Genomic DNA, 12,172 nt, shown 5'->3' on the forward strand with positions numbered 1-12,172 from the left:
TGACCAGTTCACCGCAACACGATGTTGGTCGACTGGATACACCGAGAAGGAGTAAGGAAAAGCGAAAATCACATGGAATAACCGATACTGAATTGGAGCACTTGATGCATCGGGTTGGATCGTACTTCCAATCGAAAATACTTGCTTCGCCTGCTCGAGAGATGCGCCCCGATAGAGCGTCGTCGATCCGTCGCAATTATTCCATCGTACATCGAACCGAAGCGCGTTCTCTGATGCTCCCACCTTGGGAAGCTCGCCGTCCTCAACGACGGAATGCCTTTTGATTCTTGGCCGCCAACCTAGCAAGAGCCACGCTATCGCGGCGATGCCGGTTCTATGTGAGGGGTGTGGCCCGCTCACTCCGCCGCCGCCAGGCCGGCATGGCCGCGATTCTTCATCAGCTTGAAGGTGATGGAATCCATCAGCGCCTCGAAGGAAGCGTCGATGATGTTTTCAGAGACTCCGACCGTCCACCAGCGATGTCCCGACGCGTCGGCGGATTCGATTAGTACGCGGGTTACAGCCTCGGTCCCGCCATTGAGGATGCGGACCTTGTAGTCCACCAGCTCCAGATCGGCGATCTCGGCCTGATATTTGCCGAGGTCCTTGCGCAAGGCCATGTCGAGCGCGTTGACCGGGCCATTGGCGCTTTCGGCGACCGACATGCGCTCCTCGCCGTCTACGCTGACTTTCACCACCGCTTCGGCAACGGTCACAATTTCGCCGAGCGCATTGTGCCGGCGTTCGACCAGAGCGCGAAACGACACCACCTCGAAGAAATCTGGAACGTCGCCGAGCGTGCGGCGAGCCAGCAGTTCGAAACTCGCATCCGCGCCTTCATACGCATAGCCTGTCGCTTCGCGCTCCTTGACCATGGCGATCAGGGTGTCGAGGCGCGGATCGTCCTTCGCAACGGTGATGCCGCGGCGCATCAGTTCGCTGATGAAATTCGACTTGCCGCCCTGGTCCGACACCATGATGTGGCGAACATTGCCGACCTTCTCAGGTTTGACATGCTCGTAGGTCGCCGGGTCCTTGACCAGTGCAGACGCATGAATTCCGGCCTTTGTCGCAAATGCGGACGATCCGACATAGGGCGCCTGCGCGGCGGGCGAGCGGTTCAGCAACTCGTCGAAGGACCGTGACAGCCGGGTCAGGCCTTCGAGCTGTTCCGCCGTCACGCCGGTCTCGAAACGCTCGGCCCAGGCCGGTTTCAGCGCAAGCGTGGCGATGATCGTCACCAGATTGGCGTTGCCGCAACGTTCGCCGATTCCGTTCAGCGTCCCCTGGAGATGGCGCGCGCCCGCGGTGACTGCCGCAAGCGAATTGGCGACTGCCTGCTCGGTGTCGTTGTGAGCATGAATTCCCAGCCGGCCGCCCGGAACGCCGGCCTCGATCACGGCGCCGACGATGTCGCGAACCTCGTGCGGTTGCGTGCCGCCATTGGTGTCGCAAAGCACCACCCAGCGCGCGCCTGCCGCCAGCGCCGCCTTCGCGCAGGAAAGCGCGTAATCGGGATTGGCCTTGTAGCCGTCGAAGAAATGCTCGCAGTCGACCATCGCCTCCTTGCCGGCGGCAATGGTGGCTTCGACCGACCGGCCGATATTGTCGAGGTTTTCGTCGTTCGAGCATCCGAGCGCAACGCGCACGTGATAGTCCCAGCTCTTGGCGACGTAACAGACCGCGTCCGCCTTCGACCGGTTGAGTGCGTTGACGCCGGGATCGTTGGACGCAGACACGCCTGCCCGCTTGGTCATGCCGAAGGCGACGAACGCGGCATTCTGGGTGCGTTTGCGCTCGAACAGGGCGTCGTCGGTGGGGTTGGCTCCCGGATATCCGCCCTCCACATAATCGACGCCGAAGCCGTCCAGCATCGACGCGATGGCGATCTTGTCCTCGACCGAAAAGTCAATTCCGGGCGTCTGCGCCCCGTCACGCAGGGTCGTGTCGAAAAGATAGATGCGTTCGCGCGCCATGTCTTACCCGTCGCCGCCTCTTGGCGGCCTCTTATTTTCCGGCGAACTTATCGGTCGCGCGGATCAGCCGGTCAAGGATGCCGGGCTCCGAATAGGCGTGGCCGGCACCCTCGATCAGATGAAATTCGGCTTCCGGCCACGCCTGGTGCAATGCCCAGGCGTATTTCGCCGGACAGGGCATGTCGTACCGGCCATGAACGATCACGCCGGGAATGTCGTGCAGTTTGTGCGCGTCGCGAAGAAGCTGGCCTTCATCGAGCCAGCCGCCATTCATGAAAAAGTGGTTTTCGATCCGGGCGAAGGCTTCCGCGAATTCATCTTCGCCGAAATCGAAATCCATCTCCGGTTCGGGCAGAAGCGTGATCACGCTGCCCTCGAACAGACTCCAGGCCTTTGCGGCCTCTATGCGGGTGGTGCGGTCGGCGCTGGTAAGACGCCGGTGATAGGCGGCCATCATGTCGTGGCGCTCGTCTTCGGGTATCGGCGCGGCGAACTCGGCCCACCGGTCCGGGAACATCTCCGACACTCCGAACTGGTAGAACCAGTCGAGTTCGGGCTTGGTCAGCGTGTAGACCCCGCGCAAAACAAGTTCGCTGACGCGCTCCGGATGCCTCTCGGCATAGGCGAGCGCCAGCGTCGAACCCCACGAACCGCCATGTACAAGCCATTTCTCCACGCCGGCCATCTCGCGCAGCCGCTCGATATCGGCAACGAGATGCCAGGTCGTGTTGGCGTCCAGCGATGCGTGCGGCGTCGATTTCCCGCATCCGCGCTGGTCGAACAGCAGGACATCGTAAAGCTCCGGATCGAACAACCGCCGGTGGTTCGACGAAATTCCGCCGCCCGGCCCGCCATGCAGGAACACCGCCGGTTTCGCGCCCGGCGTTCCGGCGCGTTCCCAGGAGATGCTATGCCCGTCGCCCACATCGAGGAACCCGGTCTCATATGGTTCGATTTCGGGATAGAGCGTGCGAAGCTCGCTCATTCGCCGCGCTCCGGCGGCCAGACATCGGTGTCGCGATCCGGGTGCTGGCGATTTTCAAGACCGGCGACGAACTCCTCTCCGCCGTCGAAGTCACCGGCACGGCGAACCGGCAGCGCATGCAGGCCATCGACAAAGGAAAGCTTGTCGGCCGGCATTACCTGTATCACGGGCGGCGCCAGTTCCGGATCGTCGAGCGAGCCGATGGATACCTCGACCGGCCCGCCCCAGTCATAGGTGAGCGGCGTGCCGCACTGGCCGCAGAAGCCGCGCCGGACCTTGTTGGAACTGGCGAAGAACTGCGGTTCGCCACGCATCCATTTCAGCCCGAACGCGGTAACCAGCGGTCCGTAGAAGCCTCCGAACGCTTTCTGGCACATGCGGCAGTGGCAGATAGACGCGCGGCCGAAGGACTCGCAGCGATAGCGCACTGCGCCGCACTGGCATCCTCCGGTGATTTTCTCAGCCACTATCATCCTCCATCGGCCAGACATCGGTGTCGCGGTCGGGATGCTGGTGGTTGCTGTCCCGGATCGCCTTGATCTCGTGGGCGGAAAAATCGTCCTCGGTCACCTTCTGGCGCGCGCCGGCCCATTCGGCGACGAAAGAGACCCGCGATTCCACTGAATCCTCCGAAACCGGCTTGTAGCGCGAGGGATCGTCGAGGCTGCCAAGCGTCACGGCCATTCCGTCGCGGGTGACATCGTCGAAGAACAGGGGCGTGCCGCAATCGCGGCAGAAGCCCCGCCGGACGATGTCGGACGAATGGAACCAGCCGGGTTCGCCGCGGGTGATGACGATGTCTTCCCGGCGCGCGCCGGCGAGCGGCATGAAATAGTTTCCCGCCGCCTTCTGGCACATGCGGCAATGGCACAGATGGGGGTTGGTGAGTTCCTGCTCGATGCGATAGCGCACCGCGCCACACTGGCACCCGCCGGTGATGGGACGTTTGGTCATGCGCCGTCCTTTCCCTCCCCCCTGAGGGGAGGGTGTCCGCCCAGCGGACGGGTGGGGTTGTTGCATTCATGCTCGATCATCGATGCGATCCCCTGCGCCACCTGCCATGCGTTCGCCGTCACGTCCGGCGAATCCACACGGACGACACGATACCCCTTGGATCGCAGATATTCATCGCGATTTGCATCGTGGCGTTTACGGCTTTCGCTTTCATGGCTATCGCCGTCGACCTCGACGGCCAGTTTATGGGCCAGGCAAACGAAATCGACGATATATGGCCGGATTGGCGCTCGCCGTCTGAACTTTAATCCCATTTCACGCAGGTCGCGCAGTTCGTACCAGAGAGCGACCTCCGATTTCGTCATGTTCTGTCGAAGCGCCCGCGCCTTCGTGTTTCAGCCGTGCCCCGGGTGCGCGGCATCAGACAACCCCACCCGTTCAGCCGCTTGCGCGGCTGTCCACCCTCCCCTCAAGAGGGAGGGAGAGGTCCGGCCCTTCACCTTTTCACTTCCCAGGTGGTGACGCGCTCGCCGGTCTCGGGGTCCTTGCCATCCTTCAACTGGATGCCCTGCGCCAGAAGTTCGTCGCGGATTTGGTCAGCCTCGGCCCAGTTCTTGTCGCGGATGAGGGCGAGGCGTTCATCAACCTTTATCCCGATTTCCGACCGCAATTCATCGCTCACGCCAATGCCAAGTAAGGCCTTTGCCGCATACTCGATTTCATCAAAACCGAGTAAATTCATCCCCAAACGAAACGCAATTTGAGCATCTCCATCACCGGCATTCGCTTCTTTGTACAATCCCTGCAACTGGTTGATGAACAGTGGAGTGTTTAGGTCGTCTACAAGCGGAGACCCTTCAGGGAGCATGGGACTATAACCTGCAGTGTTGGTGCCTAAAGCCAGGTCGGCCCAGCGGTGGTAAATCCGCTCCGCTTCCTCCAGCCGCTTGACGCTGAAATCGATCGGCTCGCGGTAATGCGTCATCAGCATGGCCAGCCGCAGCACTTCGCCCGGCCATTTGCGGCCGCCGAATTTTTCGGTGTGCATCAGTTCGTGGATGGTGAAGAAGTTGCCCTCCGACTTCGACATCTTCTTGCCTTCCACCTGCAGGAAGCCGTTGTGCATCCAGACATTCGCCATCTTGTCGGTGCCGTGGGCGCAGACCGACTGGGCGATCTCGTTTTCGTGGTGCGGGAAGATCAGGTCCAGCCCGCCGCCGTGAATGTCGAACATGTGAGGCCGCGCCAATCCGGCTTCGGAGAGCTTCCCAGCCTCCTGCAGGTTCTCCCAAAGCAATTTGTCGCTCATCACCGAGCATTCGAGGTGCCAGCCGGGGCGGCCGTAGATCGGCGTTCCGTCGAACGTCGCCGGCCAGCCGGGCTCCTTCTCGGAGGATTCCTTCCACAGCACAAAGTCTGCCGGGTTCTTCTTGTGCGCCTCCACCGCTATACGCGCGCCGGCCTGTTGTTCGTCCAGCTTGCGGTTCGACAGTTTCCCGTAGGACGGCATCGAGGTCACGTCGAACAGTACCTCCCTGCCCTCGCTGCCGGTTGCCACATAGGCGTTGCCGCTGGCGATCAGCGTCTCGATCATCGCGATCATGCCGTCGATGTGTTCTGTAGCGCGCGGCTGAAATGTCGGCTTCAGGCAGCCAAGCGCGGCAACGTCCTCCTGATACTGGTTCAGCGTCTTCTCGGTGACGGCGCGGATCGCCTCGTTCAGCGGCAGGTCCGGATGATCGCGCAGCGCCCGTGCGTTGATCTTATCGTCCACGTCGGTGATGTTGCGGACATAGGTTACGTGATCCTCGCCATAGAGATGGCGCAGCAGCCTGAACAGCACGTCGAAGACGATCGCAGGTCGCGCATTGCCGATATGGGCGTAATCGTAGACTGTCGGCCCGCACACATACATCCGCACGTTTTCCGGATCGATAGGCGCGAACGGCTCCTTCGTCCTTGTCAGCGTGTTGTAAAGCGTCAGTTTCGGCGCGTCGGTCATCAGTGTCGTCTCGTTGAAATCGCGGCTTTCCATCGCAAGGGCGTGGCCCAAAGGCAACCCGTCAGGCGACGAGGCTGACCGCCAGCGCGAACATCACGAATGCGATCAGCAGATCGAGCACCTGCCACGCGCGCGGCTTGGCGAACACCGGCTGCAGCAATCGCGCGCCGTATCCGAGGGCATAGAACCACACGAAGGACGCCAGCACCGCACCCGTGCCGAACGCAAGGCGCGCCTGTCCCTCAAAGCCTGCCGATATTCCGCCGAGCAGGACGACCGTATCGAGATAGACATGCGGATTGAGGAAGGTGAACGACAGGCAGATTGCGACCGCCGTCGCGAGTGGCGTGTGCCCGTCCTTCTCCGCCCGCAAGGCATGCGGCCTCCAGGCCCGGCGCAAGGCGATCAGGCCGTACACGGTCAGGAACGCCGCGCCCGCCCACGTGACCAGCCGGATCGCCGTCTCGCTGGTGGCGATGAGCGAGCCGAAACCGGCGACGCCGAGCGCGATCAACAGCGCGTCCGAGAGCGCGCAAATGAGGCAAAGGATGAAAACGTGCTCGCGCAGCAACCCCTGGCGCAGGATGAAGGCGTTCTGCGCGCCGATCGCGATGATCAGCGACGCGCCAAGAAAAAAACCGGAGAGGCCGGCGGAGAAGACCGGTGAGAACGGCATGGAGACAACCTAGAGAAGTTTCATCTGGGCGCCGCCGGATGCAGCGCCGTCCTGCCCTCTATCCGGCTTTTTCTCGGTAGGAAACTCTTTCGGCTCCACCCGCTGCTGGATGTCCGGCGTCGCATTGGCCACTTTGTTGACCTTGTCGGAGACCGGAATCGCCTCGAAATAGTCTTCCGGCGGCGCGGTCAGGAGATCGGCGACGTGCCGCGGCTCCTGCGTGCGGCAGTCCAGCCAGCGCGCGAATTCCTCCGGCGGGACGACGACGGGCATCCGGTCGTGGATTGCGCCGAACTCGCCCGTCGCCCCGGTCGTCAGAATGGCTGCCGTGTCGATTTCGCTTCCGTCCGGCCCGGCCCAAGTCTCGCCCAGTCCTGCGAAGGCGACAATGCCGCCATCGACCGGCCGCACCCAGTAGGCTTGCGATTGTTTCGTCGCCTTGTCGCGCCGCCATTCGTAGAAGCCGGATGCCGGTATCAAGATGCGCCGATGGCGCATCGCGGCGCGGAACGACGCCTTTTCTGCGGCGGTTTCGCTGCGCGCGTTAATCAATAGCGGAAAGTCCTTCGGATCCTTCACCCACGCGGGAAGAAAGCCCCACCGCGCCAGAACTGCCTCACGGTCGGGACGGTTCGAGCCCGGTTCGCGCGGTGGCGCCGCCGCAAGCGTCAGGATTGGCTGCGTTGGCGCTATATTGTAGCGTGGCGGAAACGCCTCGACCCCTTCCAGCGCGAAATAGGCCGCGATCTCCTCGGGCGTTCGAAGCAGGGAAAACCGTCCGCACATGCCGCACTCTTCCGCGCCGCTTAAAGCACGGAAACCCTCCCAACCCCTGTCGTGGACCGTATTTTCGCTTTCATGTCGGCAATTCCCCTGTAACCATCCCTCTCATGCCGATAAGCATGGAACTCCGCAACCAGCGCCTCTCCGAATGCATTTGACTGAGACATCCCCTCGTCCATCTATCGCGGTATCGGTAGTTGCGCGAGACCCCGCCACAGGACTTTTTCTGCTGGTCAGACGCGGCTTGCCACCCGCGCAAGGGCTGTGGGCCTTTCCCGGCGGCAAGGTCGGGTTCGGCGAGACGCTTCTGGAAGCCGCACAGCGCGAATTTCACGAGGAAACCGGCCTTTGCCTGCGCAACACCCGTTTCCACAGATTTCTCGAACTGATGGCCGATGGTTCCGGCGACGATCCGGCGCACCACTTCGTTCTCGCCGTCCATCGCGCCGACGCCTCCGGCGAACCGGTCGCGGGAGACGATGCTGCAGAGGCGTCGTGGTTCGACGTCGGGGCGATGAGCGGCCTGCCGATCACTGCGACCACGCTCGCCCTGGCCCGCGAGATCGCCGACGACACCTGAACGCACGGGCTTCAAGCGATTGTGAGCGGGATTTATTGGGCGCGGCCGTCACCTCGCGCTACTCAATGGCGGAATGCACCCAAATCACCGGGAGGCGTCCATGAAATCGCTCCTTGCCCTCGCGACCGCCCTCGCTCTGGCGGCAACCCAAATCGCCAATTCAGAACCGCTCCGGTGGAAATCGGAGGGATGGCGGACCGATTTCACGAAATCGACCGTCGATCTCGACCGGGTTCTCTCGGGCGGCCCGCCGCGTGACGGAATTCCCTCGATCGACGATCCAAAATTCATCCCGATCGGCGAGGAGACATCCCTCGACGAAAACGAAGCGGTGATCGGACTGAAGATCAATGGCGACGCCCGCGCCTATCCGATTCGCATCGTCACTTGGCACGAGATCGTCAACGATACCGTCGGCGGCGTGCCCGTCGCCGTCACCTACTGTCCGCTCTGCAATTCGTCGCTGACGTTCGACCGCCGCGTGGAAGGCGAGGTTCTGGAGTTTGGCACGACCGGAAAGCTCAAGGATTCCAACCTGATCATGTATGACCGCACAACCGATAGCTGGTGGCAGCAGTTCTCAGGCGATGCGATCGCCGGAAGTTATGCGGGCACATTCCTGAAACTTCTGCCCTCGCGGCTGCAATCGTGGTCGGAATTCAAGGCGGAGAATCCGGACGGAAAGGTGCTGGTGCCGAACAACCCGCGGCTGCGGGATTATGGCCGCAATCCCTATGCCGGTTACGACACCGCACGTCCCTTCCTCTACGACGGACAATTACCGCCCGACATCGAACCGATGGAGCGGGTCGTGGTCGTGCGCCGCGACGGCGAAGAGCCGCTGATCGTGACGCTTAACAAGGTCCGCGAAGACAATGGGCTGCGGGAGGGCGACTATCAGGTTGAATGGGCGCCGGGGCAACGTTCCGCACTCGACACGTCACAGATTGCCAAGGGCCGTGAAGTCGGCACGATCACCGTCCAGAAGGGTGGCAGGGACGTCCCCTATGACGTGACGTTTGCCTTCGTCGCCCACGCCTTCTATCCTGATGTCGCCATCCGCAAGGACTAGTGCCAAAGAACGCTAGTCTCCGTTCGGAAGGCAATGCCAACGTACGTCTGACAGCGAGACGAAGCGTGCGAACCGGGCAAGCTCGGCCTCCAGCTTGGCCGCCCGCCGCGCTGTCCATCGCACGCCCGGCTCCGGCCAGAGACTGACGACATTCAGTACGCCCCCGGCGCGGTCCGCCCTGGCCTCGATCCGGCCGACGAAGCGATCGCCTTCCAGCAGCGGAAAGACGTAATAGCCCCACCTCCGTTTGGCGGCGGGAACGAAAATTTCGATCCTGAAGTCGAAACCGAAGAGCCGCATCAGCCGCGCGCGGTCGCGCACGATCGGGTCGAACGGGTTGACGATGCGCAGCCGCGATCCAGGCTCCGGCGGCTCGGAAATGCGAAGCTCGATATCGTCCGGCGCAAGCGCCCTGCTCCAGGAGCCGTCAGCGGCCTGGATTTCGACCGGCACGAGCGACCGTTTACTGCCGTCGGACCACCTCCTGACCTCCCCCGCGTCCGTGGCGTCCCAAAACCTCTGCACCTCGCCCGGCGTCCCGAAAGCCAGGCGGTCCAGCGCGCCGCGGCAAAGCCAGTCGACCTGTGCCTCATCGGAGTGCTCGAGATCGCGGACGTCAGCCGGAATGACGCGCTCTGAAAGATCGTAGAACTTCTTGAAATTATTGCGATGAGAGGTAGCGAGTTCGCCCGCGTACCACATGTAATCGAGCGCCAGCTTGTGCGGCGGTCTCGACCACATCCGCCTTTCCCCGGCGACCTTGGTCTCGAAGGCGTTTGTCGACAAGGGGCCTTCCGCCTCGATACGCTTCCGGATGGCCTGGCGGCCGGCCGCGTCGAGCATGGAACTGTAGTAATTCGAGCGGTCTATGCGTTCCTTGAGCCGCCGGAATTGCCGCCGCCACATCGAATAAAATTCAATCGGGAGAACGGAGGCATCGTGCGTATAATGTTCGAACAGGCTGCGCTCATGGGCCAGCAGCCGGTTGAGCATCGGCTCGCGGTAATGCTGATTGCGGCTCCACAGGATATGATGGTGTGCACGGGAGACGACGCGAATCGTGTCGAGTTGAACGTAGCCGAGCTTGCGGATGATCGACATCACGTCGAGCGGCCCGACGGGGGTTCCCGCCAGGCCCTGCGCATCGAGCCAGAGCCTGCGGGCATCGCGATTGCTGATCTTCAGGGGCGCGTGTGTGGCGAACATTTCTTGAAAGACGGGTTCCGCTTCAAATCATCTGCGAGTCATGTTCATGCCTATCCCGAAAAACGGGACAAATAAAGAACAGCGACGAACGTGACTGGCCGGCCAAGCGCACGAATTCACCGCAAGCGCGGTAGCCGCGCGCCGAAAAATTGGCTAGAGCGTCGATTAGTCGTGTGCTGTTGCGCGCTGCCGCCCCTTGGAGTTCGCCCTCGGTGAGATTTGGAAAATTACCGTATTGTCTGTTGATCGTGGCGCTGGCGTTCGGCGCTCCGCACGCCGCCCGCGCGCAAGCCGGTCCGTCGGCGGTGGTCCCCTACGACGAGAATCTCCTGCGCCTGGCAGAGGTGCTCGGCTCGGTCCACTATCTGCGCAATGTCTGCGGCGAGGAATCCAACAGTTGGCGCGAGCGTATGGAAGAATTGCTTGTCGTCGAGAATCCCGAACCGCTGCGCCGGGCTCGTCTCGTCGCGAGCTTCAATCGCGGCTACCGCACCTTCGATAGCGTCTACACGAAGTGCACCCGGCAAGCGCTGGACGCAGTGGAGCGCTACATGCGCGAGGGCCTCGAACTCACCCGCGAAATCAACAGCCGCTACGGGGAGTGAGCAGCCTCTCCGGCGCTCATGAGATTATCCAAGTGTTAACGTTTACGCGCTTTGGCGCTTTTGTTTCGCAATGCACTGCTGATATGTTAACAGGCAGTGAAGTGTGTGTGCCAAATTGGTAGCGTATGGTTTGCGAAATGGATGTAACGATCAGCGAAATGGACGAGATCATCGCGCGCGAGAAGCGTGACGCGGCGCTTGAGGTTCACAGCGATGCGTGGGCCGACGGCACGATGGAAGGCATCGACGCGGACATCCTCGCCGATGCGGCCATCGCTACGGCGCTTGAGGAAACGATCCGGGAACTTGGCGAGGAGGCCGCCCTTGCGCTGGTCGAAACGCTGCGGGACCGTATCCTCACCGGCGAGTTCACGCCCAACAGATCACTCCAGTAGATCGACCGGCCGTTCGGGCTGGCGGGGACGGATAATGGGGCGCGCCCTTCGGTTCGTAAATTCGCCGCAACGTTTTCGCTCAGGGCCCGGGCCCCTTACACTTTTTTTCCTCTTGGCGATCCTGTCTGCATCAGGAGCAGGCGCTTCATCGGCTTGGGCGGAAGGGCATTCAGAAGTTTTGCCGGACGGCGAAATCCGGCGTGAGGATCTGCCGCCGCTCGAAACTCCCATTCCCGGCAACACCCCGTCCGACCGCGAGAGCATCGTCGGTCCGCCTCCTTCCGATGCCATCCCTCTACCCGAGCCATTCCGCGCCAAGCCCGGGATGGACCCCGAAAATCCGCTCGCGATCCCGGGGCAAGATGGCGTTGAGCAGGACGGCGGGCTGCCACAGGGCGGGGAGCCTGTCATCGGGGGAGATGTCGAGGATCTGCCGCCCCCCGTGCAACGCATGCGGGAGATGATCATGCAGGCGGCGCGCGACGCCGACTTCGAGGCGCTGCGGCCGCTGATCGGCAGCGGCGCAGATATGACGCAATTGTCCCTCGGTGGCTATGAAGGCGATCCGATCGCCTACATCCGCGACTTGTCCGGCGACACGAAGGGTCACGAAATCCTTGCCATCCTCCTCGAAGTTCTCGAAGCGGGCTACGCGATCTACGATCCCGGAACACCGAACGAGATCTTCGTATGGCCGTACTTCGTCGCAACGTCCCTTGACGAACTCACGCCGAAGCAGCGGGTGGAACTTTTCAAGCTCGTCACGTCGGGCGATTACGAGGACATGCGCGCGTTCGGCGCTTACATCTTCTACCGGGTCGGCATTTCGCCCGACGGGCGCTGGCGGTTCTTCGTTGCCGGAGACTAGGGTCAGGACCCTGGAGCGCTTCGCGGCCCACCCTTGGAAATCATGCCTTCCGTTACGATATCCGGTACGG

General features: G+C 62.2%; 13 protein-coding genes and 1 pseudogene. 5 read left to right on the forward strand and 9 right to left on the reverse strand.

Going from position 1 to position 12,172, the window contains the following annotated elements:
- Nucleotides 1-356: 356 nt before the first annotated feature.
- The 8 genes and pseudogenes from cimA to LC298_RS06060 form a co-directional block, all read right to left on the reverse strand.
- Nucleotides 357-1,976, reverse strand: coding sequence for a citramalate synthase (gene cimA, locus LC298_RS06025; protein ID WP_131568146.1), 1,620 nt, complete (start codon nucleotides 1,974-1,976; stop codon nucleotides 357-359).
- A gap of 31 nt (nucleotides 1,977-2,007) precedes the next feature.
- A complete protein-coding gene (gene pip / locus LC298_RS06030) occupies nucleotides 2,008-2,961 on the reverse strand; it encodes a prolyl aminopeptidase (protein WP_131568144.1) in 954 nt (317 codons plus the stop codon).
- Nucleotides 2,958-3,434, reverse strand: a complete 477-nt coding sequence (locus LC298_RS06035) for a GFA family protein (protein WP_131568142.1) — start codon at nucleotides 3,432-3,434, stop codon at nucleotides 2,958-2,960. The genes pip and LC298_RS06035 overlap by 4 nt, the downstream gene beginning before the upstream one ends.
- Nucleotides 3,421-3,915, reverse strand: coding sequence for a GFA family protein (locus tag LC298_RS06040; protein WP_131568140.1), 495 nt, complete (start codon nucleotides 3,913-3,915; stop codon nucleotides 3,421-3,423). The genes LC298_RS06035 and LC298_RS06040 overlap by 14 nt, the downstream gene beginning before the upstream one ends.
- A pseudogene (locus tag LC298_RS06045) lies at nucleotides 3,912-4,295 on the reverse strand (endonuclease domain-containing protein); the annotation flags it as partial. The pseudogene LC298_RS06045 and the gene LC298_RS06040, both read right to left, overlap by 4 nt.
- Before the next feature lie 116 nt (nucleotides 4,296-4,411).
- Nucleotides 4,412-5,917, reverse strand: coding sequence for a cysteine--tRNA ligase (cysS, locus tag LC298_RS06050; protein WP_131568807.1), 1,506 nt, complete (start codon nucleotides 5,915-5,917; stop codon nucleotides 4,412-4,414).
- 61 nt (nucleotides 5,918-5,978) lie between these two features.
- Entirely contained in the window at nucleotides 5,979-6,593 is a 615-nt protein-coding gene (locus LC298_RS06055) for a LysE/ArgO family amino acid transporter (protein WP_131568138.1), read from the reverse strand.
- A 9-nt stretch (nucleotides 6,594-6,602) separates the two neighbouring features.
- A complete protein-coding gene (locus tag LC298_RS06060; RefSeq protein WP_131568136.1) occupies nucleotides 6,603-7,379 on the reverse strand; it encodes an SOS response-associated peptidase in 777 nt (258 codons plus the stop codon).
- Nucleotides 7,380-7,524: 145 nt separating this feature from the next.
- Between LC298_RS06060 and LC298_RS06065 the strand changes: the two genes are divergently transcribed.
- Both LC298_RS06065 and LC298_RS06070 read left to right on the forward strand, forming a co-directional pair.
- Nucleotides 7,525-7,956 carry an NUDIX hydrolase gene (locus tag LC298_RS06065; RefSeq protein ID WP_131568134.1) on the forward strand — a complete coding sequence of 144 codons (432 nt, stop codon included), beginning with the start codon at nucleotides 7,525-7,527 and terminating at the stop codon, nucleotides 7,954-7,956.
- Between the two features lie 100 nt (nucleotides 7,957-8,056).
- Nucleotides 8,057-9,028, forward strand: coding sequence for a DUF3179 domain-containing protein (locus tag LC298_RS06070; protein WP_131568132.1), 972 nt, complete (start codon nucleotides 8,057-8,059; stop codon nucleotides 9,026-9,028).
- Nucleotides 9,029-9,040: 12 nt separating this feature from the next.
- Here the strand turns inward: LC298_RS06070 and LC298_RS06075 are convergent, their stop codons facing one another.
- Nucleotides 9,041-10,234 (reverse strand): winged helix-turn-helix domain-containing protein, encoded by a 1,194-nt coding sequence (locus LC298_RS06075; RefSeq protein WP_131568130.1) that lies wholly within the window; start codon nucleotides 10,232-10,234, stop codon nucleotides 9,041-9,043.
- Nucleotides 10,235-10,446: 212 nt separating this feature from the next.
- Here LC298_RS06075 and LC298_RS06080 point away from each other — a divergent pair, with 212 nt between their 5' ends.
- From LC298_RS06080 to LC298_RS06090, 3 genes are all read left to right on the forward strand, one after another.
- A complete protein-coding gene (locus LC298_RS06080; protein WP_131568128.1) occupies nucleotides 10,447-10,839 on the forward strand; it encodes a TIGR02301 family protein in 393 nt (130 codons plus the stop codon).
- A 137-nt stretch (nucleotides 10,840-10,976) separates the two neighbouring features.
- Complete coding sequence (locus LC298_RS06085; RefSeq protein WP_131568126.1) at nucleotides 10,977-11,234, forward strand: hypothetical protein; 258 nt, start codon at nucleotides 10,977-10,979, stop codon at nucleotides 11,232-11,234.
- A 178-nt stretch (nucleotides 11,235-11,412) separates the two neighbouring features.
- Nucleotides 11,413-12,102, forward strand: coding sequence for a hypothetical protein (locus LC298_RS06090; RefSeq protein WP_131568124.1), 690 nt, complete (start codon nucleotides 11,413-11,415; stop codon nucleotides 12,100-12,102).
- Nucleotides 12,103-12,172: the final 70 nt, after the last annotated feature.

This window comes from Oricola cellulosilytica, from assembly GCF_019966575.1.
Taxonomy (GTDB): Bacteria; Pseudomonadota; Alphaproteobacteria; order Rhizobiales; family Rhizobiaceae; genus Oricola; species Oricola cellulosilytica.